An 18,011-nucleotide genomic window follows, 5' to 3' on the forward strand; every position below is an offset into this window, starting at 1 on the left:
CCGAGTGGGGGAGGCGGGTCATAGGCTGGAGCGCATGACTGACGTTCTTCCCGTGGGCCTCGCCCTTGATGAGTTCAGCTCCGACATCCGCCCGCAGGACGACCTCTATCGCCACGTGAACGGCGCCTGGCTCGCCCGCACCGAGATCCCCGGCGACAAGGCGCGGTGGGGCTCGTTCCACCTTCTCGCCGAGCAGGCCGAGAAGGATGTGCGCACGATCATCGAGGAATCGCAGGATGCCGCGGAGGGCACGCTCGCCCGCAAGATCGGCGATCTGTTCGCGAGTTTCATGGACACCGAGCGCATCGATGCCGCCGGGGTCACACCGCTGGCCGAGACCCTCGCCGAGATCGACGCGATCGACGGCATCCCGGCATTCCTGCGCACCGTCGGCACCTACGACCGCGACGGCCGTGCCGCCGTCATCGGGCTCTACGTCGACGGAGACCCCGGCGACCCCGAGCGCTACCTGCCGGTGCTCGTGCAGGCCGGCCTGTCCCTGCCGGACGAGAGCTACTTCCGCCTCGACACGTTCGCCGACACCCGGGCGGCGTACCGCGCGCACCTCGAGCGTCTGCTCGGACTGGCCGGCATCGCGGGCGCCGCGGCGAACGCCGACCGGGCGATCACGCTCGAGACCGAGCTCGCGGGACACCATTGGGACAACGTGCGCAGCCGCGACGCGGTGGCCACCTACAACCTCAAGAAGTGGGACGAGCTGCAGGCGCTCGCGGGCGTCGACCTGACTCCGTGGCGCGAGGCGGTCTCGCCGTCGAACCCCGCGGCCTTCGACGAGGTCGTCGTCTCGCAGCCCAGCTTCTTCGAGGGCCTCGGCTCACTGCTGACTCCCGAGCGTCTGGACGACTGGAAGGCGTGGCTGCGGGCCAAGGCCGTGCACGCGGCGGCCCCGTACCTGACCGACGACCTCGTGCAGGAGAACTTCTCGTTCTACGGCACCGAGCTCACCGGCGTCCCGACGATCCGTGAGCGCTGGAAGCGGGGTGTCTCGCTCACCGAGGGCGCGCTGGGCGAGGCGATCGGCAAGGTCTACGTCGAGCGGCACTACCCGCCGACGGCGAAGGCCGCGATGGACGAGCTGGTCGCGAACCTCATCGAGGCCTACCGGCAGAGCATCACCGAGCTCGAGTGGATGACGGCCGAGACGCGCGAGCGCGCTCTCGCGAAGCTCGATTCCTTCACGCCGAAGATCGGGCACCCCGAGGTGTGGCGCGACTACTCGAGCCTCGAGATCGATCGGGCCGACCTGTTCGGCAACGTGCGCCGTGCGTCGATCTTCGAGCATGACCGCAACGTCGACAAGGTGGGCAAGCCCATCGACCGCACCGAGTGGCACATGCCCCCGCAGATGGTCAACGCCTACTACAACCCGTCGATGAACGAGATCGTGTTCCCCGCGGCGATCCTGCAGTACCCCTTCTTCGACGCCGGTCGGGATGCCGCCGCCAACTACGGCGGCATCGGCGCGGTCATCGGCCACGAGATCGGTCACGGCTTCGACGACCAGGGCAGCCGCTACGACGGCGACGGCCGGCTGCAGGACTGGTGGACGGACGCCGACCGCTCGGCGTTCGAGGAGCGCACGAAGGCGCTCATCGCGCAGTATGACGCGCTGGTGCCCGAGGGTCTCGACGCCGAGCACCATGTGAACGGCGCTCTCACGATCGGTGAGAACATCGGCGACCTCGGGGGACTGGGCATCGCGCTCAAGGCCTACGAGCTGTCGCTGAACGGCGCCGAGGCGCCCGTGATCGACGGCTATACGGGCGTGCAGCGGCTGCTGCTGTCGTGGGCGCAGGTGTGGCAGCAGAAGAGCCGGGACGCCGAGACGCTGCGGCTGCTGACGATCGACCCGCACTCGCCGAACGAGTTCCGCTGCAACCAGATCGTGCGCAACATCGGCGCCTTCTACGAGGCGTTCGGCGTGAGCGAGACCGATGCGCTCTGGCTGCCGGAGGCATCGCGAGTGACCATCTGGTGACCAATCGTCCGACTCTGTGAAGCATCCCCCGGCGGTGGGGTTACGATAGCCCTGCCGCCGGGGAGAGTCTCCCCTCGGTATCCCGCACATCCACCCCCCTTAAGGATCAGCGTGGGCGCTCTCGAGCCTGGTGAAGGGTTCCGCAACTCCTCGGCCCCCGAGTCCCTCGGAGGTGCCCAGGAGGCCTCGGGCACGGGTCGCCGGTCGCAGCGAACCAGTCGGCGGCTCCCTCGACGCGCCGCCGCCGGACGCCGCTCGTTCACCGCGACGCTCCGCTCGCTGGAGGGCCTGGTCGATTCCGGTGCGCAGGTCTCCGTGCACGTCGTCGACCTCGACAACCACGTGCACGTGCTCGCCGGCGACGACCATGTGACGATGCCCGTCGCAGGCCTCGGCGTGGTCCCCTTGCTCATCGAGGTCGCCGCAGGGTTCCAGAGCGGGGCGCTCGACCCGTTCGAGATCGTCGAGCGCGAGAGCGTCGAGGCCGTGGAGACCTCGGGGCTGTGGCGGCATCTGCATGCGCCGGCGCTGCCTCTGGAGGATCTCGCCGTGCTGGCCGCGACCGCCGGCGACCCCATCGCGGTGAACGCCCTGCTGCAGAAGGTCGGACACGACCGGGTCCGCGAACGCATCGAGGCGCTGGGACTGCGCCGCACCGCGCTGCTCGACCGCTTCCGCGACCGCCGTGGTCCCGATGACGCCCCGCAGGTGGCCGTGGGTTCCGCGCGAGAGCTCGCCGGACTCTTCTCGGCCCTCGTGAACTCGCAGGTCGTCGACGCCGCGGTCAGCGCCCAGGTGTCGGAGTGGCTGAGCCTCAACCAGGATCTGAGCCTGGTCGCGGCATCCACGGGCCTCGACCCGTTCGCACACGATCACGATGCGCACGGCCTGCTGTTCGTGAACAAGACCGGCCGCGACCGCGGCGTGCGTGCCGAGGCCGGCGTGCTGGCCGGACCGCGTGCCGGTGTCGCCTACTCGCTCATCGTCTGCTTCGACGATCTCTCGATCACGCACCGTCTGCGCGCGCACGATGCCTTCCGGGTGCTCGGTGTCGAGCTCATGGAGTACACGCACTGACCCTGTCGTCACCTCGCTAACATCGAGGGATGCCCCGACCTGACTGGACCCCGCACCGCCGCGACGACGGCGAGCTGCTCGGGTGGATCCACCCCGCCGGCGACGACTGGGTGGCCGTCGATGTACTCGGGCGCCCCGCATCCGCTCCGACCGAGTGGCTCGATGCCGAGGCGGCGCTGGAGGAGCACGGCATCGCCTGGCTCGCCGATCCGTGGATGCTGGAGGGCGAAGAGGCGCGTCCGCTGCGGGTGCGCATCCTCGAGGTGACTCCCGACGAGGAGGGGGTGCCCGGTCGGATCGTGGTGAAGATCGACGACTTCGGCGACATGACCCGCCCGGCGACCGCGCAGTTCATCCTGTCGTGGCCCATCCCCGATCGGCTGCGCCCGCCACGCGAGGGTGATCCGGACCCGCGCACGATCTCTCGTTGACGGCGGGCTTCGACTCCCGTAGACCGGAGGGCGACCGCATCGGATGAGGAGCACCGTATGGGAATCGTCTTCAGCGACATCGCCGTCTCGGCCGACGGCTACGCGACCGGCCTGAACCAGACCGAGGAGAGGCCGTTCGGCGATGTCGACGACGGCTGGCTGCACAACTGGATGTTCGACGCGTACGAGGAGAACAAGGCGGAGGTCGACGCGATCGTCACCTCGGGCGCGACCATCATGGGTCGCAACATGTTCGGCCCCGTGCGCGGCGAATGGGATCGGGAATGGCGCGGCTGGTGGGGCCCGAACCCGCCGTACCACAACCCGGTCTTCGTGCTCACGCATCACCCGCATGCGCCGATCGAGATGGAGGGCGGGACGACCTTCCATTTCGTGACGGAGGGGATCGAGGTGGCGCTCGAGAGGGCGCGGGCGGTCGCCGACGATCAGGACATCTCGATCGCGGGCGGTGCGCGCACCGTGAACCAGTACCTCGCCGCCGGGCTCCTCGACGAGCTGCGCCTGCACATCACCCCGTGCATCATCGGCGCCGGGGAGCGCGTCTTCGAGGGCGTGCCGCCGCAGCGGCTCGAGCGGGTCTCGGTGCGCGCGACCTCCCTGGTGACCCACATCACCTACCGCCGGCTCTGACCTGTCGCCGGCTCCGACCAGTCGGGTGAAGTCCGTCCTCAGCCCGGGAGCGAGGGATGCTGCTCGGTGGAGCGCTGCTTCGGGATGAAGAGCGAGAGCACCACGGCGATCACGCCGGCCGCGATCGCGAGCCAGAAGCACACCTCGAAGGCGGCGCGCGTGGGAACGGCGACCCCGCCGACGTCGATGCTCATCGCGGCGAGCACGCCGCCCATCACCGCGGAGGCGCTCGAGGTGCCGACCGAGCGGAACAGCGCGTTGAGACCGTTGGAGGCGCCGGTCTCGTTCGCCGGGACCGAGCGCATGATGATCATCGGCATGGCGGCGAACGTGAACCCGATGCCGACGCCGATGAAGATGTTGGCCACGAAGATGTGCCAGACCTCGGAAGACCACAGCAGCACGAAGACGTAGGCGAGCACGATCGCGACGGCGCCGAACGTGAACAGCGGGCGTGGTCCGACCGTGCGCTCGAGCCACCCGGACAGCGGCGAGATCACCATCATCACGAGACCGGCGGGCATGATCACGAGGGAGGCTGCGAGCATGTCGAGCCCGAACCCGGCGCCGCCGACCGTCGGCATCTCGAGCAGCTGCGGGAACGTCACGTTCGAGGCGAACAGCGCGAAGCCCATGCCGATCGCGGCGATGTTCGTGAACAGCACGGCGGGGCGCGCGGCCACGCGCAGGTCGAGCAGGGGATCCTTCGTGCGCAGCTGGTACCAGCCCCACACCAGCAGCACGGCGAGTCCGCCGATGATGCAGACGAGGGTGAGCGGCGAGGTCCATCCCCACTGCGCACCGCGGGAGACGAAGAGCAGGATGCCGGTGAGTCCGATCGCGAGGCCGACGGCGCCGAGCACGTCGAGTCGACCGGGGGAGCGGAGCACGTCCTCGGGGATCACGGTCAGCACGAGCGCGAGGCCGACGACGCCGAGTGCGGCCGCGAGCCAGAACAGCATGTGCCAGTCGGCGTTCTGGGCGAGGAGGGCGGCGACCGGCATCCCGATCGCACCGCCGACGCCCATCGTGGCGCTCATGAGGGCCACAGCGGTGCCGAGCCGTTCGGGCGGCAGCACGTCGCGCATGATCGCGATGCCGAGCGGGACGACCCCCGTCACGGCGCCCTGCAGCGCGCGGCCGACGATCACGCCAATGATCGAGCCGGAGACCGCGGCGATCACGGAGCCGAGGATCAGGATCGCCAGCAGCGCGATCACGACCCGGCGCTTGCCGTACATGTCGCCCAGTCGGCCGGAGATGGGGGTGGCGACCGCGGCGACGAGCAGCGTGATCGTGACGACCCAGGTGGTGTCCTCGCGGGAGGCGTTCAGCAGCTGCGGCAGCTCGGCCTGCAGTGGGACGACGAGCGTGAACATGAACGACGAGCACAGGCCCGCGAAGGCGAGCACGGCGACGATCGCCCACTTGGGTGGGGTGCGGGAGAGGCGCTTCCTGGCTCTGTCATCACTCGCACCCACCGGCTCAGGCTATCGGCGATCGCCCCTGGTCGGCGCGGATCGGGCATGGCTAGCATGTGGTCATGGTCACGAGCAGCGTCGCTCCGGACGATCCCGCCGCCCGCCGCGGCATCTCCCGGCGCACCCAGTCCGACATCTACCGCGCGGGTATCAGCGGCACGAAGCCCGCCGTGCCGGTCGATCCCGCAGGACTGGAAGCGGCGGCCCGCAAGGCGCTGAGCGCAGAGGCCTTCGCGTACATCGCCGGTGGTGCCGGCGCCGAACGCACCATGACGGCCAACCGCCGGGCGTTCGACCATTGGCAGGTGTGGCCGCGGCCGCTGCGCGACGTCTCGACCCGCGACCTCGGCGTGGAGTTCCTCGGGAAGCGGCGGCCGACCCCCCTGCTGCTCGCTCCGCTCGGGGTGATGGAGTTGGCGCATGCGGAGGCCGACCTCGCGGTCGCCCGTGCCGCGGCCTCCCTCGGCGTCCCCTACACGCTGTCTAACCAGGCATCGTTTCCGATGGAGCAGGTGGCGGATGCCGCGCCGCAGGGCTCCCGGCTGTTCCAGCTCTATTGGTCGGCGTCGGACGACCTCAACCGCTCCCTGCTCGCCCGTGCCGAGGCGTCCGGATGCGAGGCGATCGTCGTCACGCTCGACACGCACCTGCTCGGGTGGCGCACCCGCGACCTCGATCTCGCGTACCTGCCCTTCACGCGGGGGATGGGGATCGCGCAGTACACGAGCGACCCGGTGTTCCAGCAGCTGGTGCGGGAGCGTGCGGCTGCCCCGAAGGACGAGGCCCCGGGTGTCAAGGTCACCCCCAAGGCGGTCGCGGCCGCCGTCACGATCGCCCGCAAGGGCGCGGCGCTCACGGGCGGAGGATCCCTGCGCGACAACCTCCGCTCGCCGCTGCCGCGCGCCGCCGTCGAGACCTTCCTCGACGTGTTCTCCACGCCGGCGCTCACCTGGGACGACCTGGCGAAGGCCCGGGAGTGGACGGGCCTGCCGATCATCCTCAAGGGGATCGTGCACCCCGATGACGCGCAGGCCGCCCTGGATGCCGGAATGGACGGCATCTGGATCTCGAACCACGGCGGGCGCCAGATCGATCAGTCGGTGCCGACGCTCGATGTGCTGCCCGAGATCGCCGGGCGCGTCGCCGGTCGGGTTCCGGTCGTCTTCGATTCCGGAGTGCGCGGCGGGGCGGATGCGGCGATCGCTCTCGCGTTGGGAGCCACGGTCGTCGCCCTCGGCCGCCCGTACGCGTACGGCCTCGGCATCGCGGGTGAGACCGGCGTGCGGGAGGTCGTGCGCAACGTGCTCGCCGAACTCGACATCACGCTCGGGCTCGCCGGGCTCACGTCGGTGTCGCAGCTCGATCGCGACGCGCTGCGGGAGCTCTGACCCCCGAGAGGTCCGCATGATTGCATGGGGGCATGAGCGACGACGCCACGATCGAACAGCACCCTGCCGACTCCGCATACCACCGCAGGCTCCCGATCGGCGAAGTGCTCGATGCCTCCGCCATCGCCGACGGACTGCCCTGGGCGTTCGAGACGGTCACCATGCGGCCGTTGGAGCCGATGCTGGTGCCGGAGAAGCCGCGCGGCGGTGAGCGGAACCCCGACGAGTGCGGGCCCTGCGCCCCGAGCGAGTTCACGATCTGGCACGACGAGCACTGGCAGGTGCGCGCCGGCTGGGAGATCGGCGGGCTGCCCTTCATCGGGGCCATCGCGCCTCGGGAGCACTGGCTGCTCGAGAACGCGCCGCACGAGGTGCTTGCGGCGCTGGGGCCGCTGATGCAGCGCGTCTCACAAGCGGTGAAAAGCGTCCCCGGTGTCGCACGCTGCCACTTCGGCCGCTGGAACGACGGCTCCGCGCACCTGCACCTGTGGGCGATGGGCCGCCCCGCCGGCATGATGCAGGGGCGAGGCGCGGTGCTCGCATTCTGGGACGGGATCCTCCCTCCGATCCCGCAGGAGATGGCCGAGGAACACATCCGCATCGTCGCCGACGCCCTCGCCGCGGGTGGCGGAGAGGCGTTCCCGACGCGCTGACATCCCCGTTCCGATTCCTCGAACGGGCCGAGGAGGGGCAGACTGGGTGCGTGCGAACCATCCGTGATCTCGACACCGTTGAACTCATCCTCGACGCGCAGGGCCTGCTCGACTCCATCCGGGGTCCGCAGCGCGTGGTGGATGCCGGCACCCTGCGCGCCCTGCAGCAGTCGGGCAACTACGTCGTCGGCTTCTTCGACGGTGAGGGCGACGAGGAACGCATGGTCGGCGCATCGATCGCCTTCTTCGGCGAGCCCGCCCGCCGTGCGATGCACTCGCACATCACGGCCCTGCTGCCCGAGTACCGCGGGCGCGGCTGGGGGCGCGAGCTCAAGGAGCACCAGCGCCAGTGGGCGTTCTCTCGCGACGTGGGCCGCATCACGTGGGTGTTCGATCCGCTCGTGGCGCGCAACGCGCACTTCTTCTTCACGGTGCTCGGGGCACGCGCCACGGGGTACTCGGTCAACCGCTACGGCATCTTCGGCGGGGGCGACGCGGGCGATGAGAGCGATCGCCTCGACGTCGAGTGGGCACTGGCCGACATCGCCAAGCCCCCGGCCGACGACGCGGTCGTGGAGACGCTGGAGATCCCGGCCGACATCGAGGCGCTGCGCGTCTCCGATCCGGAAGCCGCCCACGAGTGGCGCCTCCGTCTGCGCGCGCAGATGGAGGGTCTGCTCAGCAGCGGCCTGAAGATCGCCGGCTACGACAACGCGCGCGGGTACCTCTTCACCGCGTGAGGAGCGGTCTCACCGCGTGAGGAGCGGTCTCACCGCGTGAGGATCGGCACCGGGTGTTCAGCGCACTCCGCGCATGAGCTTCAGCACGGGCTTCACGCTCAGCAGCAGTCCGATGCCGACGACGATGGCGATCCCGCCGAGGATGGCGAAGAAGGGCACCTCGTCGTCGGGGTTGTAGAACTGGACGAGCCAGCCTGAGATCGCCGTGCCCAGGGCGATCGACAAGAAGAACAGCGCGACCATCTGCGTGCGGAACACGGTCGGTGCGAGCTTGGTCGCGGCCGAGAGACCGACCGGCGAGATGAGCAGCTCCGCCACCGTGAACACGAAGAGGATCCCGACGATCGCGAGCAGCGGCGTGGAGTTCTCCCCTCCACCGGCGAACGGGAGGAAGAGCAGGAACGCCGATCCCATGATGATCGCCGCCAGCGCGAACTTGACCGGTGTTGACGGCTGGCGTGTGCCCAGGCGGGTCCAGATCGCCGCGAAGACGCCGGACAGGATGATGATGAACACCGGGTTGATCGACTGCACCCAGGACACCGGCATCGTCCAGCCGAAGAGATTCCGATCCAGGCGCTGGTCGGAGTAGATCGTCAGCACCGTGAACTGCTGCTGATACAGCGACCAGAACGCGACGCTGGTGATGAAGAGCGGCAGGAACGCCCACACCCGGGAGCGTTCGGTGGCGTCGATGCGGCGGCTGCCGAGGATCACCGAGAAGTAGGCGACCGCGGCGACGATCGTGACGCCGATCACCAGGGCGGCCAGGTTGTCCGGGCGGATCACGCCGGTGAGCACGAGGACGGCGATGAGCACGATCGCGCCGCCGGCGATGAGCCCGACCAGCAGGTAGCGGGACTTCGGGAGCGGGTTCGGCACCTCGCGCGCCGAGGCGGGCAGCGACTTGCGGCCGAACGCGTACTGGATGAGTCCCAGCGTCATCCCGATGGCCGCGAGCCCGAAGCCGTAGTGGAAGCCGAGACTCGACTGCAGGATCCCGGTGAGGATCGGTCCGAGGAACGCGCCGAGGTTGATGCCGAGGTAGAAGAGCGAGAAGCCGGCATCCCGTCGCGGGTCGTCGGCGCTGTAGAGGCTGCCCACGACCGAGGTGGCGTTCGCCTTGAGTCCGCCGGATCCGAGTGCCACGAGCACGAGGCCGACGCCGACGCCGACCGCGCCGGGGAGCAGGGCGAGGGCGAGGTGCCCCGCCACGATCACCATCGCGCTGACGAACAGCACGCGCTCCGCCCCGAACAGGCGGTCGGCCAGCCAGGCTCCGAGGATCGTCGACAGGTAGACCGACCCTCCGTACGCGCCCACGATTCCGCCCGCGATCGCCTTGGGGATGCCGAGGCCGCCTTCGGTCACCTCGAAGTACAGATAGATGAGCAGGATGCCCTGCATGCCGTAGAAGCTGAACCGCTCCCACATCTCCACGCCGAAGATGTGCACCAGTGCCCAGGGCTGTCCGAAGAAGCGGGTGTCCTCGTCGCGGGTCTGCCGGGTTCGTGCGGGAGTGCTCATCCCAGGACGGTACTCCGGCGCGGCCTCCGAGGCCAGGGAGCGCGCGGGAACCACGGATAGAATGAGATGCCCGTGTTCACGGGTTTCCTCCCGCATCCGACCATTGGAGCCGCCATGGCCGAACAGTCCCGCCTCGACAAGGTCATCGCCCTCGCCCGCCACCGCGGGTTCGTGTTCCAAGCGGGTGAGATCTACGGCGGTTCTCGGTCGGCCTGGGACTACGGCCCCCTCGGCACGGAGCTCAAGGAGAACATCCGTCGTCAGTGGTGGCAGACGTTCGTGCGCGGCCGTGGCGACATGGTCGGCCTCGACTCCAGCATCATCCTCCCCAAGCGCGTGTGGGAGGCGTCGGGTCACGTCGCGACGTTCACCGACCCGCTGGTCGAGTGTCTGCAGTGCCACAAGCGCTTCCGTGCCGACAACCTCATCGAGGACTTCGAGGCGCGCAAGGGGCGCAAGGCCGAGAACGGCCTCGCCGACGTGCCCTGCCCGAACTGCGGCACCAAGGGGCAGTACACCGAGCCCAAGGCCTTCTCCGGCCTGGTGAAGACGTACCTCGGCGTCGTCGACGACGAGTCGGGCCTGTACTTCCTGCGCCCCGAGACCGCGCAGGGCATCTTCGTGAACTTCTCGAACGTGCTCACCGCCAGCCGCAAGAAGCCGCCGTTCGGCATCGGCCAGGTCGGCAAGGCGTTCCGCAACGAGATCACCCCCGGGAACTTCATCTTCCGCACCCGCGAGTTCGAGCAGATGGAGATCGAGTTCTTCACGCCGCCGGCGGAGGCGCAGGAGTGGTTCGAGCACTGGGTCGAGGCCTGCTGGAACTGGTTCATCGATCTCGGTATCGACCCGGAGAACATGCGTCAGTTCGACGTGCCGGAAGATGACCGCGCGCACTACTCGGCAGGCACGATCGACGTCGAGTACAAGTTCGGCTTCGCGGGCAAGGAGTGGGGCGAGCTCATGGGCGTCGCCAACCGCACCGACTACGACCTCTCCAGCCACAGCGAAGCGTCCGGCCAGAGCCTGACCTACTTCGACCAGGCCACGGGTGAGCGCTACACCCCGTACGTGATCGAGCCGTCGTTCGGCCTCACGCGCGCCATGATGGCGTTCCTCGTCGACGCGTACCGCGAGGAGCAGGTGCCCAACGCCAAGGGCGGCACCGACGTGCGCACCGTGCTCAAGCTCGACCCGCGCCTCGCTCCGGTCAAGGCCGCGGTGCTGCCGCTGTCGCGCAACGAGAAGCTGTCGCCGCTCGCCCGCGAGGTCGCCGACACGCTCCGCAGCTCCTGGGCCGTCGACTTCGACGACGCCGGCGCGATCGGCCGCCGCTACCGTCGTCAGGACGAGATCGGCACCCCGTTCTGCGTCACGGTCGACTTCGACTCGCTCGACGACCGTGCCGTCACGGTGCGCGACCGCGACACCATGGCGCAGGAGCGCGTCTCGATCGACGAGCTGCACACGTACCTCGCGGAGCGCCTGCGCGGCGCCTGAGATGTCATCGCCGGGGGGAGACGGCACGCGGGACCGGCCGGGCTCCCCGGTGCGGCCGGTCGCCGCGATCGTCATCGGAGCGCTCGCGATCGTCTGGATGATCCTGACGATGCTCGATCTCCGCGAGAACGACGGCATCGCCCCGCTCATCGCGATGTTCGGCGTGCCTGCGCTCGCCGCCGCCGTCATCATCCAGATCGTGATGACGCGCGTGCGGGGCAAGGAGCGGGTGGGCGGTGCCGTGTTCTGGTGGGTACTCGTCGTGCTCCCGCTCGGGACGCTCGCCGCCTTCATCGTGGCGATCCTGCGTGACCCCGACTACTTCATCGGGGATGACGGCCCGTGGATGCTGATCTGGGTGCCGATCTTCATCTGCCTGGCGATACTGCTCGGCGCGCTCGTCTGGTTCTTCTTCGTCTTCCCCGCGGTCATGCTGGTCGAGGTGACCGGCAGGATCCTCCGCGGCGAGGCGAAGCCGACCGCGATCATCCCGTCGCTGGTGCTGCTCGCTCTGGGGGTGCTGTGCGTCGTCGGAGGCCTGTCGATCGACACCGACAGCAGCGGCCGGGCATCGTGGGGCGCGATCATCGCAGCCTTCCTCGGTGTCCCCGGCGGCTACGACGTGGTCTGGCCACCGGGTCTCTGGATCGTCCGGGGCATCATCCTGGCGATCGTGCTGGTGTTCGCGGTCCCCGCGATCTCGCGGCGAATCCGCTCCTGAGGGCCGCGTACAGGCCGGAGGGGGCTCTTGCATTCGGGGAGGGTGGCTGGTAACGTCGCCGCCCGTGGGTACTCTGATCCGATAGATCGGGACGCCGCGTCGAGTCTTCTCCGCGGCGGGTCCTGAGCGAGCACGGCGTCTGACCGTCGTGCTCGAGGTCCGTTTCAGACACGCATCCGAGGATGCACCGTCCCCCGCTGCGCAACCGCGTCGCGGAGAGGAGACCTCATGTTCCCCGTACTCCCTGTCCCCGCCCATCCACCGCTGGCCTATCGGGTCTGCGAACTCCGCGCCGCCACTGTGCGCTTCGCCGATCGAGTCGTTCTCGACCGCGTCGACCTCGTCATCGGCTCCCGGGATCGACTCGCGATCATCGGCGACAACGGTGCCGGCAAGTCCACCCTGCTCGACCTGCTCGCCGGACTGCTCACCCCGACGGCCGGCAACGTCCGAGTCTCGATCCCCGGTGGGGTCGCGCACGCCGCGCAGGCCCCGCGAGTGGCCGATGACGCGACCGTGTCGGAGGCCCTCGACGTGTTCCTCGCCGAGCTGAGGACGCTCGAACGGGCGATCCAAGACGCCTACGAGGGGCTCGCCGAGGGGGACGAGATCCAGCGACCCGTGATCCTCGACCACCTCACCGCGCTGCTCGAGCAGTTCGAAGCGCGCGAGGGCTACGACGTCGACCGACGCGTGGACGCGGCCCTCGGACGACTCGGCCTCGGCGGGCTGGACCGTGAGCGTCCGTTCATCACCCTGTCCGGAGGCGAGCGCGCTCGCGTCGCGCTCGCCGCTGCCCTCTCTTCGAAGGCTGAGCTGCTGCTGCTCGACGAGCCGACGAATGATCTCGACGAGGGTGCCCTCGCCTGGTTGGAGGGGCGGATCCAGGCTCATCGCGGAGCTCTCGTCGTGGTGACGCACGACCGCGCCTTCCTCGAGCGGTTCGCGCGCGACATCGTGCATGTGGAGAGCGGCGCGCTGAGACGTTACGGCGACGGATATCACGGGTACCTGGTTGCGCGTGCGGTCGAACGTCAGCGGATGACGGAACGCCACGAAGCCTGGAAGATCGAGATCGCGCGCCAGGAGAACCTGCTCGCGGCCAACGCGTTCCGCCTCGACGCGATCCCGCGCAAGCTCGAACTCGACGGGTTCGGCCACGGTGCCTTCCGTGCACGCAGTCGCGATCACGGGGCCGTGGGGCGTATCCGGATGGCGAAGGAACGGCTCGCGCGCCTCCATGCCGACCCGTGCCCGCCGGCACCCGAGCCGCTGAGCCTCGTGGTCGACCTGCACGGAGACGCCGTCGACGTGGAGGGGCCGTTGATCGTGCTGGAAGGCATCCGCATCGACGACCCGTCGACGCAGATCGTCGTGCCGCCGTTGTCGCCGGGGACGCGGCTGCTGGTGACCGGAGCCAACGGTGCGGGCAAGACGACGCTGCTGCGGCTCCTCGCGAAGGAACGTCGACCCGATGCCGGTGCGGTGCTCTGGCGCGACGGCCTGCGGGTCTCGTGGCTGCGGCAGGAGGTCTCGCCTCCTGTTCCGGGTACTCTCGCCGAGACGTTCGCACACTCGGCGGGGGTGCACCCCTACGATGCCGCCGAGATCCTGCTGCGCTTCGGCCTCTTCGCCGAGGACGACCTCGCACGAGAGGTGCGTGCGCTCTCGGTGGGGCAGCGCCGCCGTCTCGACCTCGCCGTCGTGCTCGCAGACCCGGGGGACGTGCTGCTCCTCGACGAACCCACGAACCATCTGGCGCCCGAACTCATCGAGCAGCTGGAGGCGGCGATCGAAGCACACCCCGGCGCGGTCGTCACCGTCACCCATGATCGGCACTGGATCGACGCGGCGCGCAGACGCGGCGCACAGACCCTCCACCTCGACCGGGGGGAGCCGGCAGCCGGGTAAGAGGACGCGAATCGGGTACGAGGACGCGAATCGGAGAACGCTATGTATGCTGTCGCCTACGCACGGGGACAGCGACCAGATCGGAAGACGATGACGTTCAAACGACGGAACGCAGGCACGGAGTCCCGGGGGCGTCGCTGGAGGGCGGGGCTGGCGCTGAGTGTGGCGGCTGCCCTCCTCGGCGGCGTTCTCGGAGTGGGCGCATCCTTCGTGACCGCCGCTCCGGCGCAGGCCGCGGTTCCCGCATTCGAGTGCACGAGTTCCACGTATGTCGTCACGGCGGACGGTGCGATCTCCCGAGTGGATCCGACGACCGGCGCTGCCACCGCCAACGGTCAGTTCACGGTTCCGGCCGGTGACACGGTCAATGCGCTCGCATTGGACGAGGGCGGAGGGCGCTACATCTGGGGGTATGACCGCACCGCGGGTCAGGTGCTGAGGTTCGATTCGACCACGGAAGCCACGGACGCCTACCCGGGGTTGCCGAACACCTCCGGCGTCGTGGCGGGCGCGATCAACCCGGACACGGGGATCTATTACTTCGCGACCTCGGGTGTCATCTGGACCCTGTACGCGTTCGATACCAGCACCAACACCCTCATCGGTCAGGTCGCGACCATCTCCGGTCTCTCCGCCAACGGTGACATGGCATTCGACTCCGTCGGGAACCTGTACGCCGTCTCCAATGCCGATGCGACCGCAGCGGGCGTCTTCGCGCGCGTGCCCGGTCCCATCCCTGCGGTCGCCGGCACGGCGGCCCTGTCTGCCGAGGTCATCACCACGACCCCTCCCAACCTGGGGCAGTACCACTCGGTCGCCGTCGTGTCTGACGGCTCTATCGCGATCGGTGCCGGCTCCACGATCACCCGAGTCCGCCCGGAGAACGGTGCCACTCTCTCGCAGTCGAACACCGGCATCGGCTTCGTGGACGTCGCGAGCTGTGCGTACCCCAATCTGGTGTACGCGCAGAAGGTCCTCCCGAACGGGCGGTATCTGCCGACGGATCAGTTCCGGCTCGACGTCACCTCGCCGATTCTGCCGAGAGAGTACATCGGGATCACCGAGGGGACGGAGCCCGGTCGGCAGGACCTGCCGGGGGAGACCGCCGGGCCGGTGCTCGGACTCGACAGTGCGACGTTCACTCTGACCGAGGGGGCAGTCGGAACGACGGACTTCGCGAACTACGAGACGTCGTGGACATGCACGAACAACACCGACGGCGCCGTGTTGTCCTCCGGAACCGGGCGGGTCGCCGACGTCACGCTCCCTACGGGTTCGAACGCTGCAGACGTTCGCTGCGATTTCGTGAACCTCGCACTTCTTCCGGCGCTCACGCTCGTCAAGCGGGTCGTCGACGTGCTCGACGTGAATGGGAACGGCTACAACGACCTGGGCGACCAGATTCTCTGGGCGTTCGATCTCCACAACACGGGCAACACCGATCTCAGCGACCTCACGGTCGCCGACGACGTCCTCGGCGCCGCGGGTATCGGAGTCACCTGCGATCCCGACTCGCTCACGCCCGATGGGCGCGTCACGTGTGAGGCGGACGCGCGCTACACGATCACCCAGGCGGACGTGGACAACGGTCAAGTTCTCAACACCGCCACCGCGACAGGTACTCCGCCCACTCAGCCGCCGGTGACGACGCCTCCGTCGTCGACGACGACCCCTGTCGGCGACTACACGGTGACGAAGACATCCGACCCGTCTTCGGGTTCCGTCGTCGCGATCGGCGACGAGATCACCTACACCGTCACCGTCGAGCACGTCGGAACCGCCGACGTCCCCGGTGCGAACTTCCTGGACGATCTGTCCGATGTGCTGGATGATGCCACCTTCAACGGCGACGCCACGGCTTCGGGAGGAACGGTCGACTTCGACGCGGCCAGCGGCGAGTTGACCTGGCTCGGCGATCTGGTCAGTGGGGACACGATCACGATCACCTACTCGGTGACGGTGACGAACGACGGCAACTCCACCCTGGCGAACGTCGTGACCAGCCCCGGGTGCACGGAATCCTGCACGACGGAGAACCCCGTCGGCGACTACTCGGTCTCGAAGTCCTCTGATCCGGTTTCGGGGACGAGTGTCGCGGTCGGCGATCGCATCGCCTACACGATCACGGTCGGACAACTCGGGAGCGCGGCCGTCACGGGCGCCCTCTCCGATGACCTCTCCCGAGTCCTCGACGATGCGACGTTCAACGGCGATGCCACGGCATCTTCCGGACTGCTTTCCTTCGACCCCGAGACCGAGGCGTTGAGCTGGTCCGGGAACCTGGCTGTCGGCGAAGTCGTCACGATCACTTACTCGGTGACGGTGACCGGAGAGGGCGACGGGGTCCTCGACAACGCCGTCACCAGCGACAAGTGCGAAGACTCCTGCGTCACGACGCACACGATCGGCGGGTTCGTGTTCGCCAAGGTCGCGGATCCGGTCTCGGGGGAGACCGTCCGCACCGGCCAGAGGATCACCTACACCGTCACCGTCACCCAGACCGGTGTCGGCCCGGTCACTGGGGCCGACGTCACGGATGACCTCTCCGGTGTGCTCGACGATGCGACATGGAACGACACGGCGGTCGCGAGTTCCGGCACGGTCGCGCGCTCGGGGAACTCTCTTGTCTGGAGCGGTGACCTCGCCAGAGGTCAGGTGGTCTCCATCACCTACTCCGTCACTGTGAAGGAAGGTGGCGACCGTGCGCTCCGGAACGTCGTGACCACGACCGATCCTCTCGGTGCCTGCGATCCTTCCGCGGCCTGCTTCACACAGCACTTCGTCCCGCCTCCGCCGGGACTTGCGGCCACCGGTGGGACGATCGCGTGGACGGCCGCCGGGTTCGGAGCTCTGGCGCTGATGGTGGGTGCAGGGATGATGCTTGCTGCGCAGCGCCGACGGTTCATCCGCCTGGACTGAGGTCGTCTGGCTCCACGTATGCGCGTGGCGGGAACATGTCTGTCATGATCCCGCCACCGCGCGCGCATACCTCTCGGAGAGCAGCTGCAGGCGGGGGATCAGCTCGGGCGGGCTCTCGACCGTGAAGTCCATCATCAGCATCCCGATGTACGCGGCGACGGTGTCGAGGCTGTCCGCGCCCGTGACCAGGATGCAGTGCTGGTCGTCGACCGGCTCGACCACCCCGACCGCAGCGTGGATCCGGTCGAGCACGGCCGCAGCAGGCGCATCGATGCGCAGCCGGGCGTGCACGATCCAGCCGCTCACCGCGATGGTCCTCATCGCGAAGGCCGTGTAGTCGCCGCCCGGGAGCGGCTGCGGGTCGAAGCGGCGATGCGTCGGCATCCGCAGCTCCATCCAGTCGACCCGGTACGTGCCCCACTCCGCGGTCTGCGGGTCGCGCGCCACGAGGTACCAGCGCCGCACCCAGGTGAGCAGTCGGTACGGCTCGACCAGCACGGGCGCGCCCTCGTAGTCGAAGCGCAGCCACTCCTCGTTGCGGATCGCCCCCGCGATGGCCTGCAGCGATGCGGCGTCGACCTCGGGATCGGGGGCGTCGGTGTCGTTGTTCTCCGGCGCCCGGTCGACGCTCGATCGGAGCGCGTCGACCGTGGGGCGCAAGTGCGACGGCAGCACCTGTTCGAGCTTGGCCAGTGCTCTGGCCCCCGACTCCGCGATCCCGGCGATGCCGGCCGCGGCGCGGAGCCCGACCGTGACCGCCACGGCTTCCTCATCGTCGAGCAGCAGTGGCGGGAGCCTGCCACCGGCGCCGAGACGATATCCACCGACCGAGCCTCTCGTGGCGTCGACCGGGTAGCCGAGGTCGCGCAGTCGCTCGACGTCGTGCCGCACGGTGCGGGATGAGACGCCGAGCCTCGAGGCGAGCTCTGTTCCGGAGCGCTCGGGACCGGTCTGCAGCAGGGCCAGCAGCGCGAGCAGTCGAGCGGTCGGATCGGCCATCGGAACTCCTCGAA

14 protein-coding genes are annotated in these 18,011 nt (G+C 69.1%); 11 read left to right on the forward strand and 3 right to left on the reverse strand.

Annotation, left to right across the window (positions count from 1 at the left end; translation table 11 throughout):
* The first annotated feature begins 34 nt into the window (after positions 1–34).
* The 4 genes from CQ042_RS15800 to CQ042_RS15815 all read left to right on the forward strand — a co-directional run bounded on the left by CQ042_RS15800 (position 35) and on the right by CQ042_RS15815 (position 4,158).
* Positions 35–1,999 (forward strand): M13 family metallopeptidase, encoded by a 1,965-nt coding sequence (locus CQ042_RS15800; RefSeq protein ID WP_105671409.1) that lies wholly within the window; start codon positions 35–37, stop codon positions 1,997–1,999.
* A 111-nt stretch (positions 2,000–2,110) separates the two neighbouring features.
* Entirely contained in the window at positions 2,111–3,076 is a 966-nt protein-coding gene (locus CQ042_RS15805; protein ID WP_105671410.1) for a serine hydrolase, read from the forward strand.
* Between the two features lie 29 nt (positions 3,077–3,105).
* The gene (locus tag CQ042_RS15810; RefSeq protein ID WP_105671411.1) at positions 3,106–3,507 is read left to right on the forward strand and encodes a hypothetical protein; all 402 of its coding nucleotides are present in this window, start codon (positions 3,106–3,108) and stop codon (positions 3,505–3,507) included.
* A 57-nt stretch (positions 3,508–3,564) separates the two neighbouring features.
* A complete protein-coding gene (locus CQ042_RS15815; protein ID WP_105671412.1) occupies positions 3,565–4,158 on the forward strand; it encodes a dihydrofolate reductase family protein in 594 nt (197 codons plus the stop codon).
* A gap of 38 nt (positions 4,159–4,196) precedes the next feature.
* On the opposite strand, the gene CQ042_RS15820 is transcribed toward CQ042_RS15815, so the two are convergent.
* Positions 4,197–5,639, reverse strand: coding sequence for an MFS transporter (locus tag CQ042_RS15820; protein WP_105671413.1), 1,443 nt, complete (start codon positions 5,637–5,639; stop codon positions 4,197–4,199).
* A 62-nt stretch (positions 5,640–5,701) separates the two neighbouring features.
* On the opposite strand from CQ042_RS15820, the gene CQ042_RS15825 reads away from it, so the two are divergent.
* The 3 genes from CQ042_RS15825 to CQ042_RS15835 are packed head-to-tail and all read left to right on the forward strand — an operon-like array spanning position 5,702 to position 8,420.
* Positions 5,702–7,027 (forward strand): alpha-hydroxy-acid oxidizing protein, encoded by a 1,326-nt coding sequence (locus CQ042_RS15825; RefSeq protein ID WP_105671414.1) that lies wholly within the window; start codon positions 5,702–5,704, stop codon positions 7,025–7,027.
* 32 nt (positions 7,028–7,059) lie between these two features.
* Positions 7,060–7,680, forward strand: a complete 621-nt coding sequence (locus CQ042_RS15830; RefSeq protein ID WP_105671415.1) for a hypothetical protein — start codon at positions 7,060–7,062, stop codon at positions 7,678–7,680.
* Between the two features lie 50 nt (positions 7,681–7,730).
* Complete coding sequence (locus CQ042_RS15835; protein WP_105671416.1) at positions 7,731–8,420, forward strand: GNAT family N-acetyltransferase; 690 nt, start codon at positions 7,731–7,733, stop codon at positions 8,418–8,420.
* Between the two features lie 57 nt (positions 8,421–8,477).
* On the opposite strand, the gene CQ042_RS15840 is transcribed toward CQ042_RS15835, so the two are convergent.
* Positions 8,478–9,947, reverse strand: a complete 1,470-nt coding sequence (locus tag CQ042_RS15840; RefSeq protein ID WP_105671460.1) for a peptide MFS transporter — start codon at positions 9,945–9,947, stop codon at positions 8,478–8,480.
* A gap of 114 nt (positions 9,948–10,061) precedes the next feature.
* Here CQ042_RS15840 and CQ042_RS15845 point away from each other — a divergent pair, with 114 nt between their 5' ends.
* The 4 genes from CQ042_RS15845 to CQ042_RS15860 all read left to right on the forward strand — a co-directional run bounded on the left by CQ042_RS15845 (position 10,062) and on the right by CQ042_RS15860 (position 16,998).
* Positions 10,062–11,447 (forward strand): glycine--tRNA ligase, encoded by a 1,386-nt coding sequence (locus CQ042_RS15845; protein ID WP_105671417.1) that lies wholly within the window; start codon positions 10,062–10,064, stop codon positions 11,445–11,447.
* 1 nt (position 11,448) lies between these two features.
* A complete protein-coding gene (locus CQ042_RS15850) occupies positions 11,449–12,168 on the forward strand; it encodes a hypothetical protein (RefSeq protein WP_105671418.1) in 720 nt (239 codons plus the stop codon).
* Between the two features lie 228 nt (positions 12,169–12,396).
* Positions 12,397–14,079 (forward strand): ATP-binding cassette domain-containing protein, encoded by a 1,683-nt coding sequence (locus tag CQ042_RS15855; RefSeq protein ID WP_105671419.1) that lies wholly within the window; start codon positions 12,397–12,399, stop codon positions 14,077–14,079.
* 162 nt (positions 14,080–14,241) lie between these two features.
* Positions 14,242–16,998, forward strand: coding sequence for a DUF11 domain-containing protein (locus tag CQ042_RS15860; RefSeq protein WP_105671420.1), 2,757 nt, complete (start codon positions 14,242–14,244; stop codon positions 16,996–16,998).
* Positions 16,999–17,040: 42 nt separating this feature from the next.
* Here the strand turns inward: CQ042_RS15860 and CQ042_RS15865 are convergent, their stop codons facing one another.
* On the reverse strand, positions 17,041–17,997 hold the full coding sequence (locus CQ042_RS15865; protein WP_105671421.1) for a YafY family protein: 957 nt from the start codon (positions 17,995–17,997) through the stop codon (positions 17,041–17,043).
* Positions 17,998–18,011 lie beyond the last annotated feature (14 nt).

The organism is Microbacterium sp. MYb62, from assembly GCF_002979475.1.
Classification (GTDB): Bacteria; Actinomycetota; Actinomycetes; order Actinomycetales; family Microbacteriaceae; genus Microbacterium.